At 39.6% G+C, this 22,209-nt stretch carries 19 protein-coding genes; 5 read left to right on the forward strand and 14 right to left on the reverse strand.

Going from position 1 to position 22,209, the window contains the following annotated elements; translation table 11 throughout:
* Positions 1-51: 51 nt before the first annotated feature.
* Positions 52-1,308 (reverse strand): NAD(P)/FAD-dependent oxidoreductase, encoded by a 1,257-nt coding sequence (locus tag E3E24_RS01585; RefSeq protein WP_167915519.1) that lies wholly within the window; start codon positions 1,306-1,308, stop codon positions 52-54.
* 4 nt (positions 1,309-1,312) lie between these two features.
* The gene (gene coaD / locus E3E24_RS01590; protein WP_167915520.1) at positions 1,313-1,777 is read right to left on the reverse strand and encodes a phosphopantetheine adenylyltransferase; all 465 of its coding nucleotides are present in this window, start codon (positions 1,775-1,777) and stop codon (positions 1,313-1,315) included.
* 71 nt (positions 1,778-1,848) lie between these two features.
* Between coaD and E3E24_RS01595 the strand changes: the two genes are divergently transcribed.
* The 5 genes from E3E24_RS01595 to E3E24_RS01615 all read left to right on the forward strand — a co-directional run bounded on the left by E3E24_RS01595 (position 1,849) and on the right by E3E24_RS01615 (position 6,673).
* Complete coding sequence (locus E3E24_RS01595; RefSeq protein WP_167915521.1) at positions 1,849-2,946, forward strand: CGP-CTERM sorting domain-containing protein; 1,098 nt, start codon at positions 1,849-1,851, stop codon at positions 2,944-2,946.
* A 4-nt stretch (positions 2,947-2,950) separates the two neighbouring features.
* Positions 2,951-4,282, forward strand: a complete 1,332-nt coding sequence (locus tag E3E24_RS01600) for an acetate--CoA ligase family protein (RefSeq protein ID WP_167915522.1) — start codon at positions 2,951-2,953, stop codon at positions 4,280-4,282.
* A 36-nt stretch (positions 4,283-4,318) separates the two neighbouring features.
* Positions 4,319-4,837 (forward strand): flavin reductase family protein, encoded by a 519-nt coding sequence (locus E3E24_RS01605; protein ID WP_167886346.1) that lies wholly within the window; start codon positions 4,319-4,321, stop codon positions 4,835-4,837.
* A 112-nt stretch (positions 4,838-4,949) separates the two neighbouring features.
* Positions 4,950-5,924, forward strand: coding sequence for a bifunctional N(6)-L-threonylcarbamoyladenine synthase/serine/threonine protein kinase (locus tag E3E24_RS01610; RefSeq protein WP_167886347.1), 975 nt, complete (start codon positions 4,950-4,952; stop codon positions 5,922-5,924).
* Complete coding sequence (locus E3E24_RS01615) at positions 5,918-6,673, forward strand: DUF835 domain-containing protein (RefSeq protein WP_206205296.1); 756 nt, start codon at positions 5,918-5,920, stop codon at positions 6,671-6,673. Before E3E24_RS01610 ends, E3E24_RS01615 begins: the two co-directional genes overlap by 7 nt.
* 30 nt (positions 6,674-6,703) lie before the next feature.
* Here the strand turns inward: E3E24_RS01615 and E3E24_RS01620 are convergent, their stop codons facing one another.
* The 12 genes from E3E24_RS01620 to E3E24_RS01675 all read right to left on the reverse strand — a co-directional run bounded on the left by E3E24_RS01620 (position 6,704) and on the right by E3E24_RS01675 (position 22,172).
* On the reverse strand, positions 6,704-6,895 hold the full coding sequence (locus tag E3E24_RS01620; protein WP_167915524.1) for a hypothetical protein: 192 nt from the start codon (positions 6,893-6,895) through the stop codon (positions 6,704-6,706).
* Positions 6,892-7,869, reverse strand: coding sequence for a hypothetical protein (locus tag E3E24_RS01625; protein WP_167915525.1), 978 nt, complete (start codon positions 7,867-7,869; stop codon positions 6,892-6,894). Before E3E24_RS01625 ends, E3E24_RS01620 begins: the two co-directional genes overlap by 4 nt.
* Before the next feature lie 58 nt (positions 7,870-7,927).
* A complete protein-coding gene (locus tag E3E24_RS01630) occupies positions 7,928-8,893 on the reverse strand; it encodes a hypothetical protein (RefSeq protein ID WP_167915526.1) in 966 nt (321 codons plus the stop codon).
* Positions 8,894-8,937: 44 nt separating this feature from the next.
* On the reverse strand, positions 8,938-12,375 hold the full coding sequence (locus E3E24_RS13015; RefSeq protein WP_167886351.1) for an N-6 DNA methylase: 3,438 nt from the start codon (positions 12,373-12,375) through the stop codon (positions 8,938-8,940).
* Positions 12,376-12,544: 169 nt separating this feature from the next.
* Entirely contained in the window at positions 12,545-13,381 is an 837-nt protein-coding gene (locus tag E3E24_RS01640; protein WP_167886352.1) for an NAD(+) kinase, read from the reverse strand.
* A complete protein-coding gene (locus tag E3E24_RS13030; RefSeq protein ID WP_167886353.1) occupies positions 13,350-13,529 on the reverse strand; it encodes a Trm112 family protein in 180 nt (59 codons plus the stop codon). The genes E3E24_RS01640 and E3E24_RS13030 overlap by 32 nt, the downstream gene beginning before the upstream one ends.
* Positions 13,504-14,523 (reverse strand): flippase-like domain-containing protein, encoded by a 1,020-nt coding sequence (locus tag E3E24_RS01650; protein ID WP_167886354.1) that lies wholly within the window; start codon positions 14,521-14,523, stop codon positions 13,504-13,506. The genes E3E24_RS13030 and E3E24_RS01650 overlap by 26 nt, the downstream gene beginning before the upstream one ends.
* Entirely contained in the window at positions 14,520-15,674 is a 1,155-nt protein-coding gene (locus E3E24_RS01655) for an RsmB/NOP family class I SAM-dependent RNA methyltransferase (RefSeq protein ID WP_167886355.1), read from the reverse strand. The genes E3E24_RS01650 and E3E24_RS01655 overlap by 4 nt, the downstream gene beginning before the upstream one ends.
* 9 nt (positions 15,675-15,683) lie before the next feature.
* Positions 15,684-16,196, reverse strand: a complete 513-nt coding sequence (locus E3E24_RS01660) for a DUF3201 domain-containing protein (protein ID WP_167886356.1) — start codon at positions 16,194-16,196, stop codon at positions 15,684-15,686.
* 49 nt (positions 16,197-16,245) lie between these two features.
* Positions 16,246-17,133: an LEA type 2 family protein gene (locus E3E24_RS01665; RefSeq protein WP_167915527.1), complete on the reverse strand. Its 888-nt coding sequence runs from the start codon at positions 17,131-17,133 to the stop codon at positions 16,246-16,248.
* Between the two features lie 72 nt (positions 17,134-17,205).
* On the reverse strand, positions 17,206-19,923 hold the full coding sequence (locus E3E24_RS01670; RefSeq protein ID WP_167886358.1) for a COG1361 S-layer family protein: 2,718 nt from the start codon (positions 19,921-19,923) through the stop codon (positions 17,206-17,208).
* Positions 19,920-22,172: a hydrophobe/amphiphile efflux-3 (HAE3) family transporter gene (locus tag E3E24_RS01675; protein ID WP_167915528.1), complete on the reverse strand. Its 2,253-nt coding sequence runs from the start codon at positions 22,170-22,172 to the stop codon at positions 19,920-19,922. The genes E3E24_RS01670 and E3E24_RS01675 overlap by 4 nt, the downstream gene beginning before the upstream one ends.
* Positions 22,173-22,209: the final 37 nt, after the last annotated feature.

A 22,209-nucleotide genomic window follows, 5' to 3' on the forward strand; every position in this document is an offset into this window, starting at 1 on the left:
TTAGAAAAAAGTTCGAAAAATTTGCAGAAAGCTTTACAAAGGTAAGAAAAATTAAAGGTACCACTCATCGAATCTTCCAAGTCCTAGAGCTTGAAGGACTTTCATAACTCCAAGAGCAATTCCTTCGACCTCTATTCCGCCATCACCTTTGTTGGCATCCCCAACAATGTAAACATTCTCCATCGGAAAGTCCAAGTGCTGCCCAGAGGCTACTCTGTTAACTGGATTTCCGTCAAGATATGTCTGCATTAGGAGAATATTTTCCTCCTCAAGCTCTGGAAAGAGGTAGTGCAAGTCTTCAATGCCCAGTTTCTGCTCCTTCTTTATGTTTCTGCTCCTCAGAGCTTGGTGAGTCATAATCAAAGTGTAGCCTTCCTTAGCTAATTCTGGACTCAAAGCTGAGGGCTCATTGTAGCCGTTAATTCTCTTTGTATCGAGGGTGAACACTACTGTATTCCCAATTCTTGGCTTTCCTTTCAGTGCAATGTTAATCTTTATCCCTTCCGCTGGTTTTAATGAATCGAGTTTTTTGAGATATTCTCTGTCAAAGTTCTCCCGTCCAAAGAGCTCGACAGTCTCTTTAATTCCAATGTTTGAGATTAAGATGTCATAAAAATACTCCTCACCATCGGCCGTAACAACTTTACTCTCTTCAGCCTCAACGACCTTTTTTCTCGTTATTATCTTTCCGCCATTCTCTCTGACAATTCTAGCAAGCTCATCCGTCACAGCTTTACAGCCACCCTTAATCAGCCCTGGGCCTCCCCACTTAAGCGTAGCCTTAATCTCTTTAGCCAGTTCAATCGCCGGAACTTCCTCTGGGGTTAAGCTCACAGCCCAGCCGAGAAAGCTCTTTATGAAGAGATAAGCAAATTCATTCTCTCCAATTTTATCGCTCAGCCACTCCCAAGCATTCATCTGAGCCTCTTCTCCTTTCGGTAGACGGTTTGCTTTTATCTCTGCCAAAAGCTTCATTGCTTTAGCTTTCTCCTTCAGGCTAAGATACTTCCACCCTTCCCTGTAGTGATAAAGCTTTCCATCAATGAAGAATTTCCCTTTTGGGTTTGAGTTCACTATTTTCACATTGGCGTTGAGAAGCTTAAGGAGATGAGCTAACGGTCCGTCCTCACCGTGAGGAACCATATGCAAAGCTCCAGTTGAGAGCTGAAAACCCTTATACGGCAAGTTCGTGAATCTACCCCCAATAAAAGATGATTTCTCTAAGACAACTACTTCATGACCGGCTTTTGCTAAAAATGCTGAAGTTAAAAGACCTCCAAGACCAGCGCCAATTGTTACAACTCTCATTTTATCACCTCTTGGGATTTCCAAATGGGTCAATAAGACCAGCCCTTATGAGGGATGAGCTTATCTTGCATCCTAACTTGCTCTTAACTATTCCTATTTTTACAATTGCCAAGGGCTTTAATCCTTTTTCCTCCCTCGCTTTATTAACTATCAGTGCACCCTTATAGGTTTCTTCACTAACGACAATTGCTTCTAAGCTTTTCAGCTTGTCAGCAAATCCTATCGCATTGTGGATTTTTATTATGCGGTAATTTTTGTATCCGTTAACTTCAAAGAACTTCACTAAATCCCTCAAGCGGACTTCATAAGGGAGAATTTTTTCAGCATAAAGCTTGTTCTTAATCATCTCATCAGAAGTCAAACCGATGTATACATATTTTCCTACTTCAAAGGCTTTCCTAAGTAAAGCCTTATGACCCAAGTGGAGCCTGTCGAAAGTCCCACCGACTACGACTTTTTTGTATCTCATGTTTATCCCTTCAACATTTGCACCAATAAATTTTTGTATCCACTTACAAAAAGTTTAGGGAGGTGAGAAAAATGAGAAAGGGCCTTGTGCTTGTTCTAATGTTCATCACTGCATTAAGTTTTGCTAATCAAGCTTTTGCTTACGAGCCACAAAGGCTTTTTGACATAGAAATGTATATAACAGTCTATCCCAGCGGAACTGCAATGGTTAAAATAAACGCTAAGCTGATAGACCCCGCATTTATTGCATACCTCACCAATTTAAACATTTCAAATCCCCAAAGTGCCAACAATGAGTTCCAAAAGATGGTTTACTCCCTCATTTATAGAAACTTCAAGAGAGAAGTGGAAGAAAAATCCAAAGAAGCCATGATTGTCATCCCAGAGACAGGTTTTATTAAAATTAGCAAAAACTGGACTGCAGTTGTGAATTTTAAGATATACAATTTCCTCGTTGAGAAAAATCAGACACTCCAGAGCTCTGTATATGGTCCAATGCGTTTCTTATTCAAAAACCATGTCTTTGCATATACCTGGAAGAAGCTGACGCTTGTATTTCCAAAGGAAATGTATGTTGTAAACCTAGCTCCAGCGCCAAAAGAGTTTACTGAGAATGTTGCAATCTGGGAAAATGGAAACTACCTCCCGATAATCGTGCTCACATTCAACGAGACAGTTTTTGAGAGGGAGAGGTCAAATACCACGACAATAATACCATTTGAAGAGTTCCTCAACAAAACTACAAAAATAATAACAATCAAATACGATACCTTCGGAGGTGTAGTTTACTTCAATGGAACAATGACTGGAATGAAGCCTCAGCAGTATCACATTGCAAAGCTCATTGATGAATTTAACAGAACCATGGATTTAATCAAATTTGACATAAAAAGCACAGAAAATGGCGTAACTTTTTCTGGAGAGGCAAAGCCAATGCTTCAATATAAGGAGACCCTGACAAAAAAGACGTGGAATGTCACGGTAAAGCTACCTTTCAAGTTTGACAAGGTTCACATAGTGCCGCCTAATAACCAAGACGTTGTAATGGTGAGCAACAAAATTACCGAAAACAAGGTCACCATGGTGTTTGAGGAGAAGAAAATCTGTGGGCCCGGGATTGTCGTGGGATTAGCTTTACTACCGCTGCTTCTGAGAAAACGCAGGAGGTGAAGCAATGGATTTAGACTTCTTCTTTTATCCTTCTTCCGTTGCGATATTTGGTTCTTTCAAAAAGGGAGCGATAGCTTATGAAATTCTAAAAAACATTGTTGAGGGAGGCTTTGAAGGGAAGGTAATTCCCATCAATCCAAAAGGGGGAAAACTAGAAATTTCTGGAAAGAAGTTTGGGATAAAGAAAAAGCTCGACGAAAAAGTGGATGTTGCTATAATAGCAATTCCTGCAAAGCTAGTTCCGGAATTAATTGAGGAAATTGGGGACAAAATTAAGGGTGCCGTTGTTATTTCTGCTGGTTTTAGTGAGATTGGAAATATTGAACTTGAGAGAGAATTAGTTAAAAAAGCGAGAGAGAAGGAAGTTAGAATTATAGGCCCCAACTGTGCTGGAATCTTCGGAGTTCATGGCAAATTCTTCGGTTCCTTTGAGGTTAGGGTTGAAAAAGGGGGCTTAGCTTTAATTTCTCAAAGCGGAGCCTTTGGTGGAGCAGCTTTAGCAATGGGGAATGAAGAAGGAATTGGCTTCTCCGCTTTTGTATCCTATGGAAACGCCGCAGATTTAACGGAGAGCGACTTTTTAAGATACTTCGCTGACGATGAGAATACTAGGATAATAGCTTTGTACATTGAAGGTGTCAAAGATGGGAGAAAGTTCATTGAAGCTTTGAAATATGCTACATCCAAAAAGCCCGTGATAATTTTAAAAGCTGGAAAGAGCGAGAGCGGTTCAAAGGCTGCTCAGAGCCATACTGGTTCATTAGCTGGCAGCTATGAAATTTATAAAGCAGCATTTGCCCAGTTTGGCGCAATAGAGGTTGAAGAGATGGAGGAGCTTTTTGATGCCGCCAAGGCCTTTGAGATGTATGAGAAAGCTGGAAAGAGAATAGCAATTATAACAAACTCTGGCGGGCCTGGAGTTTTGGCAACGGACAAAGCTGAACGCTTAGGCTTGGAGATTGCAAAGCTTAGTGAGGAAACTGTAAAAGCTCTCAGAGAATTTCTACCTCCCCAGTGTTCCGTTAAGAATCCCATAGACCTAATTGCGGATGCTGATTATGAAAGATACAAGAGAACAATTGAGATTGTTGGGAAAGATGAAAACGTTGACGCCTTGCTTGTAATCTGTGTGCCTCCAATTTTCATCCCAAGTGAAGAGATAGCAAAAGCTGTAATTGATGCAAAATGCGAGAAGCCAATAATAGTGAACTTCATGGCTGGAGAGCTCGTTAGAGAAGGAGTTAAGCTTCTGGCGGAGAGAGGAATTAAGAACTTTCTAACACCCGAAAGAGCGGCAAAAGCACTGTATTGGCTCAGCTTGAGGGAAAAGATTTAATTACTAGCTTTTCTTTATTCTTACTTGGTGATGAGAGTGAATGCATATAGGCTATTGTACCCGATGAGAACCTATCTGATAGTTTCAGGCCACGGCGAGGAAGTGAATGTTATGGCAGCTGATTGGGTAACTATACTATCACACGAACCGTTTATGGTTGGAGTGGCAGTCTCACCAAAGAGATATACTCACAGACTAATCAGCAAATACAAAGAGTTCGTTGTGAGCGTTCCAAGCTTGGATATGCTTAGAGATGTTTGGATTGCCGGAACAAAGAGCGGTCCATCAAAGCTTAAGGAAATGAACATTACTTTGGTACCCTCAATGAAAATAGACACACCTAGCATAAGGGAGGCATTGGCAAACATTGAGTGCAGAGTTGTTGATGCAAGGGATTATGGTGACCACACGTGGTTTGTTAGTGAAGTTGTTGGCTGGAGCTACAAAGGTGAGGCATTCAAAAATGGCAAGCCAAACTTGAAGTTCAAATTCCTAGCCCATGCAGCATGGACGGACTTTGTGACTTTTGAGGATAAGATTTACAAAACAGAATAAAGAGAATAAGTACCTGTTTTTATGTTTTAAGTTTTGTCAATTTTTCTTGCAAATTCTTTATGTTTACAATAACCCTAAATGTTTTTAAGTTCCTACAATAACACCCAAAACAATGATTGCTTTAGGAATTGAAGGAACAGCACATACATTGGGCATTGGGATAGTTACCGAAGATAAAGTCCTCGCCAACGTATTTGATACTCTCACCACTGAGAAAGGGGGAATTCACCCCAAAGAAGCTGCCGAGCATCACGCAAAGCTCATGAAGCCTCTCTTAAAGAAAGCCCTTCAAGAAGCCAAAATTTCAATTGAAGATGTTGATGTTATAGCTTTTTCTCAGGGTCCAGGGTTAGGGCCTTGTCTGAGAGTAGTTGCCACAGCAGCGAGGGCTCTAGCGATAAAGTACAACAAGCCAATTGTAGGCGTAAACCACTGCATTGCCCACGTCGAAATAACGAAGATGTTTGGGATTAAAGACCCTGTCGGCTTGTATGTAAGCGGCGGAAACACTCAAGTTTTAGCCCTCGAAGGCAAAAGATACAGGGTCTTTGGAGAGACTTTGGATATCGGAATCGGAAATGCCCTCGACACTTTTGCAAGAGAGATTGGGTTAGGCTTTCCAGGTGGGCCTAAAATTGAAAAGCTCGCCCAAAAGGGAGAGAAATACATTGAATTACCTTATGCCGTCAAAGGTATGGATTTAAGCTTTTCAGGTCTTTTAACTGAAGCCGTTAGAAAGTTCAAAAGCGGAAAATACAGAATCGAAGACATAGCATATTCCTTCCAAGAGACGGCATTTGCCGCACTGGTTGAGGTTACTGAAAGAGCAGTAGCACATACTGAAAAAGAGGAGGTAGTTTTGGTAGGTGGAGTTGCTGCAAACAACCGATTAAGAGAGATGTTAAAGATAATGACAGAGGACAGAGGGGTTAAGTTCTTTGTCCCGCCTTACGATTTGTGTCGTGATAATGGTGCAATGATAGCCTACACCGGTCTGAGAATGTACAAAGCTGGCATAACATTTAGAATCGAGGAGACGATTGTCAATCAAAGGTTTAGAACAGATGAGGTTGAGGTGGTATGGTAAATATAACCTCTCTCTTTTACAGAGTTTTTCTATTTCTAATGATACTCTCTTTAACTGTTTTCATCAGCCTCAGAGTTAACAAGTACCCAAGAAATCTGAGGCTCTTAATGATGCTGGCTGCTGTGTTCTCAGCAATTGGAACCCTTGGCAGGCTCGTAGATGTGCTGGTTTTGTTCATTCACATACCTTTTTCCAATGAAATTCACGTCATAACTCATATCATCTCAATTGGAGGTTTAATTTGGATATTCATCTCGATGATGAAAACCCTAGAGAGTTATTATATTCCCCTTACCTCCATTGGCACTTCTGAAGAAAAGAGAAAACCCCCCGGAACAGCATATCTTGTGCTATCTTCAGAAATCACTCAAGAGATTGCCAAGCTTATGCGAAACCTCAAAGGCCCAGTGCTGATTTTCACCAGGCATCCTCACCTATATAACAAAAGCAACAACGTTAAAATAGTGTGGATAACAACGGCAGATTCCAAAGGAGTTTCACCTACTGCTCTTCATGTTCTTCAAGACATAGCAATAAGATTTACGTCTGAAAACAACGGTACTACGGTTATCATAGATTGTCTGGAGTATCTCATTATTTACAATGGCTTTAGAAGCGTCTTTAAGTTCCTAGTGAGCTTAAAAGACTATCTGATGATAAAAGGAGCAACGCTCATACTATTCGTCGATCCCATGACACTAAAAGAATCAGAAGTTGCCCTATTAAGGAGAGAGTTCCACCATTCATGAGTGAATTTATGTGGCTTACTGTCAGATTGCCTATACATTAAACAGAGTTGAACCCTTATTTATGATATCAAAGATTCTAGGGAAGTCAATTATCATGCCATGTCCAGGATAGAACTTTTTTCTAGCGATTTTTCCGAAATATTTATCGTAAGCATAGGGAAGTCTGATTCTGTCAAATCTAAAATCTTCCGTGCTTATGTAAAAATTGTACTCTTCCTTCAATTTGTTTTAATACATTCAAGCCATTTGCTTTCATCTAGTAGACACTCATCATTCATAGTCTCCTTCATTGCTTCTTGAATTTTATAAATCTTCGACAAAACTTGATAATGGCCCCCATAAATAAGCAGAACGTAAGTTACCAAATCCCTAAATTCATTACTATCACTTCCTAATCTCTCCCCCAACAGTAGCAAGTTCAATCCCAGAGCTGTAATCTTACCATTTTTGTCAATCAATCCATTTTGGACAAAAAACAATTTGTAATTGAGTATGTATGAATTCTTACTAGCTTCACTAAAGCGTGAAGACAATATTTCTTCCCAAACACGATTGAATACATCATCCATAATACTCGATGATTCTCTTTTTTCCAACATTACTCTCTCTACTATTTTTAAGACATCATAAACCTCTTCAGGCCTTGTATCCCTCCAATAAGAATAAGAGCGCTTTATTTTGGTAATCATAGCACTAACAGTATCCGAATCCAGTGTATCATATATAGGCTCAGCTTCTCTTATCAGCTCAACTTTATTTGGATTATTGCTATTGTATGAGATGATCCCAATTTTCAAATTATGCCTAGTTATGATTTTTTCGACAAACTGAACACCGTCGAAATCTTCTCTAATCGAGAACTCTGGAATGACGAGATACGAAACAGGAAAAACAAGGGTATATGCCAATGCTTGGCCAATAGCCGTTAAATATTCATGCTTCATTGCATAAGGAGGCTTTAGCTCAAAGGCTACTGGAACCATAATTCCAGAATCAACACTTACCAAATTTTTAAGTTTTTTAGGTGTAATCTTTCTCATCTCAACAAATCTATAGGGCATATATATAAAATCGGGTTTTGGAAAATCGATAGACACATTTGTTATGAACATATCTTTAAAGTGGTCTCGGTACTTCTTCAAAATTGCTTGTGAGACCACATCCACCAACTCATTGTGAGTCAAGATTTCATTCATTTTTTCTCCCCAAATGCGTTATACTAGCATTTTTAAAATATTTCACTTTCATACGCATTTACCACAATTTTTCCAGTTTCCCGTCCTTTGTAATTTTTATACCATACTTGACTATCCAAGATCCATCAGCCGTTTTTTCAAATGGAAACTCTCCAGTTTTAGCCTTCATTTTTTCAACGTCTATCCTTTCAAGGAATTTAATGAGAGAATCATTAGAATTCGGCAACTGTTTTAAGAGATATCTCGCTTGAGGCAAGCATCCAGTGCTCTCAAGCTCACTCTTTAAGGCATTGAGGCCTTTCTTGAACCATAGTACCGGAAAATAAACAACTGTTGCTTTTGTCCCCCTATTTCCGCTGTAATAACTTTTATCAGCCAGTCTCATCAATGCAATGTCTTGAGAATATTCATCTTCACAAGCCTCTAAAAATTTTGATGCCTCATCAAATTCTATATAGATTCTCTTCTCTTTTCTTCGTATTTCTGATATATACCCTAAAATTTCGTCATCAGTGATTTTCCCGTTAAACTTCACATTATCATAACTTAAGAAGTCTTGTTTAATTATACCAATATTCTCCTTTGCTTTTTCCCAAAGATCTGAAAATTTAGCCCACAGCCAGATGTCTTTAGATAGCCCACAATTTTGAACGTATTTTTCAGCCCCCTTTTTACCTTCTGCGTAGTCAACATGTATAACATAGTACACAGGAAGACCTAAGAGTTCCTCGATTTTCAAGTAATCAGCCAAACGGTATAATTCAATTCCGAAGTGGCAGGTAGAAGTTGGATACTTTCTCTTTATTTCTACCCATACTATCGGACAGTTATCTCTAATAATAAGGGCATCTGGGCCAATATATCCACATATTTTGTAAGCTCCGTTCACATTTTGCTGATTTAGCCTAACTTCATAAGAAGAGTGTTTCTCTAATTCATCCTTAAATCTCAATTCACTTCTCTCTCCCCGCTCTCTATCTCTTGATCTATTTACTGCCCATGGAGTCATTTGATTTTCCTCCATAAAGTAATATTGTTATATTTTGAGTGGTTATAAGTTTAAAAGTATTATTGTATCTTAAAAATCCGTACTAGGGGGTGTGCCTTCAAAGTTGAGAGTACACTTTTAACTAAGATATCATTAACAACTCCATTATAACTCCGGATAATCATCCCCAAAATTTCTTTCTTCAGTTCATCTAAGCTGTTTTCCTCTTGCATTCTTTGTTGTGTTAAAGTAGATTCCCAGTAAAGATGATGATACCTATCATACGGAATTTGTATCAATTTAGAATCTAAATACTCAACGAAACTGTAGAGATTTATATTTCCAACAATCTCCTCTAGATATCCAAGGGAAATAATTGCATTAATTAGGCCTTTAAAGTATCTAGTTATTTTTCGCAGCTCAGAGTCATCATTTAAGGTTTCTAAAAAGAGAATGTAATCTACCATCCTCTCAACTATCTTTACGAACTTCTCATTCTTTGGAATTAGAATCGGTGTCTGATCCGCGTATTTCCCAACAAAATCCATGCTCCTTATGGCGTTCACGTAGATGTATTTATAAACGAACCAGTTTAAAATATCAGAATTAAGAAGTGCCACCACGTATTTTGGCGTTATTCCAAGTGCAGCGGCTTTTTCGTTGAGTTTAAAGTTAGTAACAGTATTAACATTAGGGACGTTGGAAGATGGCGGGATTGTGCTCATTAATTCAATATGAGGCACAGGATTCTCAATGTGTGCGACAATTCTCTGAGTTATAATATCCCCTGGAGTAAATCCACCTGATTTTTCTAGCATCTTCTTATGAATATAGCCAAACCCTCTTATTTTATACCTCCCAATGTCCTTGCCCCTAATTATCGGAATCATATCATTGCTTGACAAAGAATCCTGCACATACCGGTTTAAACTGAGACCCCTATAATTTTTAGAGATTTCACCCAATCTGATGCTTTTAGAAGTAATAAGCTCATACAATCTTAACCTATTCTCATCAAATTCCGTAATAAAGCGCTCCGTAGTTAGAAAGCTTCTAGGAATCTTTGTTGGTGAAGTAGAATACTTAGATAAGCGGCCAATATACAAGTTATGCACAATTACATGCTCAGAGATGGGAGGTGACTTTTTATAGATGATCGTGCACATTTCTAATTTCACGTCTCCAAATGCCCTGCTGTTATCCACGACTCTTCTAAGATCAACTTTTGTTAACAGGAGTGCTCTAACTCTGCCCCATTCCTCAATATACAAAAGGGATTTGGGCACTATCATGCCAAAATACCCCTGATACCTTAATAATTGAAAAGCTCTCTCTATGAACAGCCCTGCAGCATTTCTAGTTCCTTTCAATTCTCCTTCAGATGTACTGACCACATATAACCGAGTAACGATCCTTTTTTCAATATCTGAAAGTATATCACCATAAGGTGGATTTCCGATAATAATATCAAATCCCCTTCTTTCAGCCTTTTTGGACTCGTAGAATACTTCTGGAAACTCCAATATCCAGTGGAAGTATCCAATTTTTTCTAAATCTTTCTGAGTGAGTATAACTCCTCTTTTCTCGAGGTAATATAAGAATTCCTCGTTAAGGTTACTGTTAAATGCCTCAGTAACATACTCCAAAAGGTCTCGTATTTCCTTTGCAAACTTTAAATTCAGGGAGACAAGCATAATATTCATCAGTTTGGCTTTGAACTCAAGAACCTTCTTGATACCTTCAACACTAACTGGCTGTTCATATATTTTCTTTATCTCTTTAACCAACTCAAATATCCTGATCCCCAATTGTTTATCCATTCTCTTTAAATAATCCTCAAGTTCCTTCGTAATACTCAAATGAAGCGATCTTCTTGGTTTTGATATTTCTTTCTTAGTGGTTCTGCTTAGAAACTCTGTTAAGGTTGTCTGTTTTTCTTTTATGGCATTTCTTTCAAAACCAGAGAAATCAACAAAGCCTATTAAACTATTTCCACTTCTCAGATTAAAGTGGGCGTTAGGAAATTCAACAAAGATTCTCTTTTTAGCATCAAAATGCTTTGCAAGAGTTAGGAACATCCTAGCCCTCGCAACATTAATGGCACTTCTCTGGATGTCCACACCATAGATGTTCTTTGGGATTATTACGTGAAACTTCACTTTTAGCTTAAATTCATCTTCATTAGAAATTGAAAACAAATCCTCTCTTTGGATATTGCCGTTTTCATCAGCTATTATTATTGAGAAAATGCCTTCATTGAATCCTAGCTCTTCTGCTTTCTTTTTAAGAACTTCATAGATTTCAACTAAAACATCTATCGCAGTCTCTAAAAAGTGCCCGCTTCCACAAGCAGGATCTACTATCCTCAAATCCTGCAGAGTCTCATACAGATATTTGTATTTTTCAACATCCCTCTCTTTTTCAAAGAATTCTTGGAGAGTTTTATAATTCGTGCCAAATCTCTCGTTTATTTTGTCGACGAGATAAGGATATATTGTATTCTCTGAGATGTACCTTGTAATTACTTCGGGAGTATAATAAGCACCTTTTTCTTTTCTTTCTTCTGCGGTCATCAGCTTCTCAAAGATTGCACCTAGAACAAACTCATCAATATTACCCTCAGCCCAATCCCTACTTTCAAATAAGTTCAGAATTGGCACATCCTCTGGAGTAAGCCCCTTAGGGTCCACTTTAATCAATTTTTCGGTAGCGTTATCAATATAAAACACATTATCGGGAATTTCCACCTTTTGCAAAAGATCATCAAAGTCCCCATCCTCACTTAAAAAGGGAGCAGGACCTGTAACAACAATTTTCCCAAACCTATCATCAACATCTTTCCTGGGCCCACTTTTCATAATTCCAAAAAGGTTAAGCAGAAATTCATAATAGGTTTTGAACCCAAGATTCTTATACTCCCTAAATTTGTCAATAAGATATCTTGGGTTGCCATCCAAAAAGCCCTTTTCTTGGAGATACCAAATTATCAATAATTGCATCACCAAATTATCTGCGAACTCCTCCTTCTTTTTATCATCAGAGATTCCTCCAATATTTCTGATTAAATTTTCCCTTGCTTTAAGATACAATTGGTAGAATTCCTCAATGACATCTGTTCTATCAAATAGAAATTCCCATCTTTCAGGATCCGCTACATCTTGCAAAAACTTCTTGAATTTCTTTTCAAACGCGGGGGTTATTTTGTCAAGGGATTTCCTAAGAACAACTACTTTGGGAGCTAAACCCCACATGACTTTTCTCAAAAAGACAATATAATTATCCACAAAAAGAATACCATATTTCTTTCTCTCATTCCCAACAGATTCTTCAATTTCCTTTCTCAATTTGTCAAGAGACTCTCTATAACTATCGCCTTTCCTCACAACAAGCAACTCGATTCCGGGCTCACCATCATAAGAACCGATAACAAATTCACCCTCTCTAATTTCTTTATACCCTTTTTTTCTTAAATATTCTACCAGTCCCTCATATGTTAATAATTTTTTAAATGCAACCACTAATACCACCACACAATACTCTTGTAACTGAGTTTTTTATCGATATCGGCTCTAATGTATCTAAAAATCAGTCTAAGTTAATCTTTTTAAAAACACTAAAAACTCCAACAAGATTTGTGTTTCCAATTTTACTCCCCACTTGCTAACATCATCAGAGAAAAGCAGAAATTCAAAACTTCTTCTTGATTTTCAGAGTGTATTTTGGATATATCTCTTTAGAAAAGCGAATGAACTTTGTTTTTCTAGGAGACTTTTTAATAGTTATTTCAACATCTGGGCTCAAATATGTATAAAATTGACCATCAATTGCCAGAATGACGTTTCTGTTTAGAGTCATGACTCTAATGCTGATCTTAGAAGTCGCCGGAACGACCATTGGGCGAGAGCTTAATGCTATTGGAGCAAGAGGAGCTATAACAATTCCATCAATCCTCGGGTCTAAAAAAGGCCCACCTGCAGACATCGCATAGCCTGTTGATCCAGTGGGAGTTGAAACTATAAGGCCATCAGAGCGAACTTCATCAGCCAACCCATCATCAACGTAATATTTTAAGTGCATTATCTTACCAGGAATTCCAGTTAAGATTGCAACTTCATTCAAAGCGTCTGGAACGGTGTTTTCTCCATTTAAATAAGTCCTCAGCTTTATTCTTTCGTCGATGTAGTAATCACCTTCAATCAGCTTATTTATGGCAAAAAATGCTTCATTTGGCTCCACTTCAGTTAAAAAGCCCAACGTCCCCATGTTAATCCCTAAAATTGGAATGTCCTTTTTGGTGCGGTGCTCAATCCTTAAGATAGTCCCATCTCCTCCAATCGCAATTATAACATCAACATCCATATTCTCAAGAGGAACAACATCTTCCTCGTTAAAATGGGGAAAGTGTTTATGAGTCTCGATATCCACAAAAACCTCAAATCCACTAACCTTGAGGAAATCGTAAACTCTGTACGCCAGCTTTAATGCCGCCTCCTTATCCCTTCTCGCCACTACGCCAAACTTCATTAACACTCACCACAAGCTGAGGAATACCATCAACGATGGGATATTTTAAATTACAGCGCTCACAAAATAAATAATTTTCCTTAAGCCCTAACTCACCTCCACAGCGAGGACAGACTAAAATGTTAAGATTTTTCTTTAATTCCTCCACTTTTAACACCCAAATAAATGCTCAAAGCTCCACCAACTATGCTCGGAAGCCAGAAGGAAATAAACCTGTCAATCACTGTTGCGGTGACTGCTAAGCTCTTGTTTATACTCAAGCTTAAGTAGAGGGCCGAATTCACTGCTTCCGTTATGCCAACACCTCCGGGGAGGATGCTTATCATTCCCAACGCTATCCCAGCCATCTGAACCATGAGAATTTTGTAAAGCTCAAGAGGATAACCTATGCTCTCAAAGACAAAGTACGTCCTGAGAATCATGAAAATCCAGAGAGCAAATGAGTAAAACATCGTCTTTATCAAAACTGCTTTGTCTTTTGAAAGTTCAACTAATGTTTCTTTGAACTCAAATATTGATTTTTTGAGCCTCTCTTCGAGCTTCTCTTCTATATCCTCAAACTTCTTTGGGAAGATCCTCTTTAAGATACCTATGATCCACTTAAGGAACTTCATTGCGAGCTTCTCATTGAAAGACAATAGAATTGAAACAGTTAGAATTACCATCAGCGAAACTGTCGAAATTGAAAGAACTAAAAGCAAAATGTGTATCCTCAAGCTCAAGGCATATTTGAAAGCTATGAACGTAAACACCATAACTGGAATGACGTCGAGGATCCTATCTGCCATTATAGTTGCAAAAACCTGTCCATAGCCGCTTTTGGATTCTTTGCTGATAACAACCATCCTTGCAGGTTCCCCACCAGCTCTCGCTCCTGGTGTTATGTTGTTGAAAAACACACCGATGAGGGTGGCCATGAGTATTTGTTTAAATCCAACTTGAATGCCCGCTGTTTTCAAAAACACCCCCCACCTCAAAGCCCATGCCAAAGTCGCCAAGATTTGCATTGCCAAAGCTAAGAGAAGATAGTTGATGTCAGCACTCATCACTAACATTATGGTTTCATCTATCCCAGCCCACCAGATGAGAGCAAATATTACCAAAATTCCAATGATTATCATTGGAATTCTCTTTTTCTTCATTCCCTCACCTTCCTCAGCTTTGCTATGAAGAATCCTTGAGTTAAATGTTTGTGAGGATAAAAGCGCTGCACTTCCTTGATTCCTATCCCAGGAGAGCCTATGAAAATTGATTGCCCTTCAAGCTTCAATCCCTTTTTAAGCATATACTTAACGTTTCCTTCGTTCTCCTCATAGCTAAGAGTGCACGTTGAATATACTAAAATCCCACCATTCCTTAAGCTCTTTATTGCAGCATTTATAAAGTGCCTCTGATAGCGAGCTGTTGCCATTATCTCTTTCGGCGTTCTGCTCTCCCAGAGTTTAGGTCTGACTCCTAAAGCTGTGCACGGAGCATCGAGCAGAATCTTGTCTGCCTTTAAGCCCAACTCTGGCAGATTCCTTGAGTCCATGTGAACTAATTTGACATTTTTAACTCCCAAGCGCTTTAATGTTTCCTCCATCTTCTTAAGTCTGTTTCTAGATTTATCAATTGCGATGATTTCTCCTCTATTCTGCATGAGCTGGGCTAAGTGAGTGGTTTTGCCTCCCGGAGCAGCTGCCATATCAATGATTAAGTCATCTTCACTGGGCTCGAGAATCCTGGCAGTTATCATAGAAGGCAAACTTTGAGGGTAAAAGTAACCTTTCTCGAAGCTTTTGAGCTCACTTAAGCTCGGGAGCTTGAACTTCGGCAGAGTTACTTCAACAGCAACTCCTCTGGTGGCTTTTATCATCTCCTTTGCGTCCATCTTCGCTATCCCAATTCCAACCAAAAGACCTTTTGGATCTCTTATCTGCACTTCATCGCCCTCTTTAATACCCTTATCTGCTTTAAGGACACCCGGAGCATAGAGCATCGCGCCTTGATACACACTTTCAGCTGCATATTTGTTTGCAACAACAGTTGGAAGATTTGGGTTGTAATTATCAGGGAAATTTGGGCCTTCCCTCTCAAAATAAACGCCTTCTTCAAGATAGGGGCTTCGCTTGGGCTTAAGTCCTTCCCTCTTAAGCTCTTCAATCAGCCTGTCCCTGCTTATCTTAAGTGTGTTGACCCTTATGTAATATTTCTCCACAGGCTCTCTAAGCTTCTGCATTAGTATTTCAGCCTCTCCCCCAAATAGCTTTCTATAGTATTCTTGAAGTTCTTCTGGAAATGCGTCAAGATACATGATACCACCTTAGAGATCAAAAAGACCATATTTTTTGATGAGCTCAATAAACTCAAAGAGATACTCTTTTAGTTCTTCAACACTCAGCTCCCCAACTTCAAAGTTTATGAGCTCTTCATTACTCCCTCTTATCTCCTCAAACACTTTATCTAGCTCTTTAGGATGCTGGTAATTGTAAAAATCTTCAAGAAAGTTCTCGCTTCCATAAATATATGATTTTTTGAACTTTTGGACAAACTCCCTTATGAATTCTTCACTTATCTTATCTTTGAGAATGCCAAACACAAAGTAAAATCCTTGCAAAGTTGCCCCAATTTCTCCACCTGGCTTAACTTCAAAGGCTGGATGAGGATAGAGCATTTCCCTCCATTCTCCATCAAGGTAGAGGTAAGCGTTAAATACCTCCTCAACTGGCTCAACTTCAAATCCCAAAGGCTTAAGTTTTTCCTTCAGCTCTTCATTAAGCCTAAATATCTCCCCCCAGATAAAGTTGAGCAAGTTGTGAATCTCAAGTAAATCCACCTTCTCACCTCCAGAAAAGAGAAAGGTAAAGGAAATTTAAAGTTTAGCTTTAACCTTGGAGCATAGAATTGATCTGGTCAATGATATCTGTCTTGATTTTCTTTTGGACATCTGCAACTTTAATCTTGATGTCGCTGTTCAGAACCTTTGCACGAAGGTATATGTGAATGGACACATCGCTTTCTTCTCCACGTTTTATATGCTCGGCCCAAACTTTTGGAAGCAGTGATGTGTCAATTTTTATCTTAACTTCAGCAATTGCTGTTCCTTTAGCGGGTAAAATCACTGGTTTAATTAGCTCCCCGTCAGCAACTTTGTATCCATCTACCACTGTATCAAACACTACACCAGATACTGGAATTGGAAAGCTGTTTGGGTTGTAAAGCTTGATATTGCTGAAGATTGTTATTGAATCGTTCGTTATTGGTCCCCATTTTGAGGAAATTCCTTCAACCGCTGGCGTCTTTATCAAATCTCCAGTACTTTCCGTCGTTATGTTGAAGTAAGATAAGATGTCTGTCTCAACTTCTTGGGTGAAGTCTTTTTTAAAGAGAGGGACGCCAAATATTGATGCTTGAACAGTGATCTTCACACTGCTTTTTTCATCGTTCTTTATGTGGTTCTCTAAAGCTTCAATAGCCTTGTAGTTGTCAAGGACCAGAACTCCATCAACCCTGTCCTGCATAAAGCCGAGCTTCATGTTCTCAATTTTTCCAATTTTAACTCCAGCCCATTCTATTGTAACATTCTTCACATCTATGGAAATCGGTAACCCCTTGCCCAAATATATGTGAAGCCACAGTTCAGTTGTCTTATCGCCAACATATCCCCACTCAGCAGTTATTTTGGGTTTTAAGCTCATTGCAGAGTACCCTAAATATCCAAGCCACACTATCAGAATTAGCAGTACTCCAATTATTATTTTAACAACTCTCACCTCCACCACCTACATAGATAATCACTACAAAGACCGTTTAAAGTTTTCTAAAAAAAGGAAAAAGGGAAAAGCTCACTCCCTTCTCTTTAGATAAGTAATAATAATTGCCAAAACTGCTAACACTCCAATACCGACGCCAAGATACTTCAGTGTGTGAGCTTGCTTCGTGTTTTCCTCCACTGGAACCTTTATGCTGTCCTCAAAGACGTAAACGTTGTCATCTCCACTTTCCTTGTCTCCAACAGCCCTGATTCTAACTTGGATTGTATACTCCTTTGGAATCGCGTCCCTGTTTATGCTCAGCTCTATGACTCCTTCTCCGCTCTTTCCGGGATCGAGAGTTCCTATGTAGTCAGTTCTTTTAGTTAGTGTAAATGGCTGGCTGGCTTTAACGACTCCCTCAATGATAACATTCTCTGCCTGCTCTCCGCCAACGTTCTTGACTTTGACATAAACTTTGACATCTTCACCCTGCATCGGTGTTTTGTCGAACCTGACGCTTTCAACTACTATCTTCGGCTTGTCGTTCACTATTATTGGAACAGTTAGAGTTATGCTCTTCGTTTCTCCCAATGAGTCTTTGTAAGTGATTTCAACTGGAATCTCGTAGGTTCCTCCTTTAATTCCATCTTTTACGTTAATCCTGAAGACAGCTTTAGCTGAATCCCCTTGTCTTAAAGTTCCAAGGTTTATTACCTGCTCGCTCGTCTCGCTTAGCTCGAATGGATCTTTAGGCTTTGGCTTAAGGAGAATATATCTCGCAGTTCCGCTTCCAATGTTCTCAACTTCAAGACTTACCTCAACATTGTTTGTTCCTGCTAAAACTCTGCTTGGGGAAGTTGAAACTTTTGAGATTATCAGTTCCTCCTTTCCAAGGACGTTGATACCCATTAAGCGCTCATCGCTCACTTTCTCGTCGTCTGGAGTTGAGAGATACTCAATTCCTATTCTCAGTGGATAAACTCCGTTTTCCAATCTATCGTTAGCTTTTATGTGGAACTCCAATGTTACCTCCTGATTTGGCTGTATTTCACTGACGTACTTTGAGTTGTCTTCACCAATTGGCAAAAACGCTTCAACGTTCCTCTTAGCTAACTCCTGCATTATCTGGTTTAAGGCTGTTTGAAGGTTTTCGCCTATAGCTTGGCTTCCTTGGATGGGCAAATTCTGAAGAGATGACAAATCAACGTTCTTTATCTCTCCCTGAACTTCAGCTTTGTAGGGCAAAATCTTAAGCTCAAAGGCCCTTGCAGTTTCCTCTCCAACGTTTTTGATCTTAATCTTAAGCGTGAACTCATCTCCTGGCTCAATTTTCTTTGGACTCATTTCAATGCTTTCAATTTCTATAAATGCCTCTCTTTTTCTAAGCACTTGAACTGAGAACTCAAAGCTCTGGCTCTTTGACTCCTTTGCGTCTCCACTGTAGTAGGTGAGCTTTAGGTTTACAGGATAGCTTCCAGTCTTTGCGTTCTCAGAAACGTGGAGCTTGAACTTGTATTCGACTTCCCCATTTGCCCTTACAATCGCAGTGTAGTACTGATTTGAGTTGTTGCTTATTAATATAGCTTTCTCAGGCGAAACTTTTGGAAGTTGTGAGGAATCCTGAATGTTCGGGGTTATAACTGGCTCAAGAGCTACCAGAACATTCTTAGCTTCCTCTCCACCAACGTTCCTGAGCTTCACTTTAACCTCAAAGTCCTCTCCCGGATAAACAACATCCGGCTTTTCAACGCTTTCAATTACAAAAGTTGCATCACTTTCCCTTGCAACGGTAATTCCAGCGTAGTTGAAGCTCTGCATCTGCTGCAAGCTCTCTCCCATTCCAACTGAATAGATTACAGTTACATAAACCGGATAAATGCCTGGAGCAGCATTCTCATTAACCTTAAATTTGAATTCCAAAGTTTTCTCTTCCTTTCCTTCGAGATACTCTATATACTTCGTTGCAGTATCGACAGGCATTAAAAGACTTTGAACGACACCGCTTTGAGTTAAAGCTTGAGCTAAAGCATTGCTTGAACTTCCTTGCTCCTCCTCACTCATACTCATTGGCATCGGGGAAACTATAACATTGATGTATCTCGCTTTTAAAGCACCTTCGTTCTTTAGGTGAACCTTTATCGTGAACTCATTACCGGGATTGACCTTCTCTGGAATTTCTATGCTGGTTGTTATGAAAGCAGGCAATGTTGATGCTTTCCATCCATAGGGACCGCTTATGCTGAGCTTTGCACCGTTTGGATATATTTGAAGTGCCGTAATTGTAACTTTCTCACCATCAACATCAAGCTCAATTGTCTCGTTTTCACTTATGTAGTTGTACTTTATCTGAACGTTGACCAAATCCCGAGGGGTCAACCCGAGTTCTGGATGTGCTTGAATGGTTGCAAGTATCGCGTTAAATATTTCTTCCTCGCTTGCTGTTTGTAGCCATTGGTAGAATGCCAATTGGTCTTGTGCATCTGTCATGTTGTAGCCGAGCGTTTCTCCCATTAAGATTAAGAAGGTTTGGTTGCTGAGCAGACTCTGAATTAAAGCTGTATTTGGAGTTATTACTGGAGTTGCAACTGTATTAAGCACTTTTCCGTCTTTTGTGACAACGATTAAGGCTTGGTATGTATTGTTTAGATAGTTCTTCTGAACATCTGCCACCGTTATCACTAATGGACCAACGAGGAGGTACTCCCCTTTATTCAAGTAACCTTCAAAGAGCAATGTATCTTGAGCTAAAACTACGTTAAAGAGGCTTGAAATAAGCAAAAGACCAATTAAAATTCCCATTTTTCTCATTCTCCATCACCTCTAATCCTTTTTCCATAAAATATCTGCAGTAAAGCAGGGGTAACAAGGAAAGCAGCGAACATTGAGGAAAATATACCAACAGCCAAAGTTTTTCCTAAATCGTGGATTGGAGTTAGCTGGCCAACCAGCAGAGCCAAAAATCCACCAGCAGTTGTTAAACCACCAATCAAGATTCCAGGGCCAACGCTTTTGACAGCAGTAACTATTGGGTGCGGATTTCCTTCATCTAGTTCCTCCATGAATCTGTGAGTTAGATGCATTCCGTAGTCCACTCCTAAACCTACAATCATTGAGATAATTCCAGCCAGTGTTTGGCTGAATGGAATTCCGGCCCAGCCCATGTAGCCGACAGTCCACAGTGCACCAAGGAACATCGGCATTGCCATCGCTACTGAGAGCTTTGCGTTTCTGAAGAGTAGAATGACTATGAGAAGCACAAAGAGCGTTCCGTAGGTTGAGATTTTACCGAGTTCTTGGTTCGTTAAGTCATCCAAGACATAGCTCAAATAAGTCTCTCCAGCCAGAGAAACCTGCACTCCTGGTGGAAAGTCGGCATTTTCAACTTCATTCTCAAAATACTTCATTATTCCCCTAAACTGATCTTGTGTAACTCCCATGAAGTTTCCTTTAAACTGAATTACTGCCATTGAATAATCTGAGTTCACCAAGCTCTGCCCTTGATATTCCTCCAGAGCTTTCTTTATCTTCTCCTTATCATTGGGAATGTAGCCGTACTTCTGAATCACAATGTCGGCGATGCTATTAGCTTCAAAGACGTTGTTATAGTAAGAATCTGCTTTAACGCTCTGTTCAAAGCGGTAAATGGCCCTAACGACGCTTGGATCTCTAACGTCATCTGCTTTCACCAAAACATCTACTTCATCTTGACCGCCGAATTCATACCTAACGTCTTTCATCACCTCTATCTCTGGTATTCCCTCTGGAATCATCTTCTCAAGCCTGACCTCAGTAGTCACTTTGGTCAAGCCGTACCCAAAGAACAGAGTCACAATAAGCACTAACGCCAAGAAGCTCTTTGGATGATCCCTAACTGTTCTTCCAAGGCTTTCAAAAACCCTAGCCACAACTCCTGAATGAGCTCTAATCTCTGGAATCTCATACTGACCAGTGAACTTTTTCCTTAAGTCCTCCTCCAGAATTATGATCGCTGGAGTTATCACCACAGCGTTCAATGCTGCTAAGCTCAAACCCATTATTAAAGCAACACTCAACCTCTGCAGTGAAGGCAATATGGAAAGGCTTAACGCTGCAAATCCAGCTATGGTTGTCAACGCAGCTCCAAGCAGAGCTTTACCTGTTTCAGCTATGGCTTCTTCTGCTGCATCTTCAATGCTCCTTCCCTTCTTTCTCTCTTCGTAATATCTGTTCGTTACGTGAACACCATAATCAATACCCATACCTATCAGCATAGCACCGACGGTTGTAGTTGCCATGTCAAGGGGAATGCCCAAAAGCCCCATAAATCCGAGAGTCATTATAACCCCAAAGATGAGGGGAATAAGGGGAACTGCGGCTTTTATTGGAGAGCGATAGAAGTAGAGCAGTATCAAAACGACAATCAGAAAAGCAACTCCCATAGTTTTATTTAAATCGCTCTGCAAAAGCTTCAAAAGTCTATAGGCAATTCCAACAGTTCCAGTTTGAACAACTTCAACGTTTTTAGGAAACTTTACTTCATTAATGTCCTCTTGGAGTTCTTCATAAACCCTCTGCAAGACTTTAGAATCTTTTTCTCTGTTTAAGGTCACCACTATCATCGTTGTTCTATAATCAGAGCTTATCAATCCTTGTTTAGCTTCCTCAGGGAGCATATCCAGAACGAACCGCACTTCATCTTCGTTTTCTGGCAATCTTCCAAGAGTTTGAACATATATGTCAGCTATGCTTATTGTGCCCGTTACATATTCATGTTGTCTAAGCCTCTGCTCAAGCTCGTAGATTGCCTGGATTACTTGCGGATCCCTTATGTCATAAACACCCCCTTCCTCTACGCTGTTAACCTTCACTATAATTATGGCAACATCTCCGCTTTGGAATTCATCCTGAAGTGCATAATAGTCCTTCACTGCCTTCAAGTTTTCAGGAAGCTGTTTAGATAGATCACTCTCAAAGCTGAGCTTTGTCATGCCGTAGAATGAAAGGATGAGCAAGAATATCGCAATTAAACCGAAGGCAACTCTGTACTCGACGATGATCTTTGATAATTTTTTGAGCATTTCAATCCCCCCAACTTTCGGAAATTTCCGAAAGTTT

The sequence above is a fragment of the Thermococcus sp. LS2 genome (genome assembly GCF_012027375.1).
GTDB lineage: Archaea > Methanobacteriota_B > Thermococci > Thermococcales > Thermococcaceae > Thermococcus_B.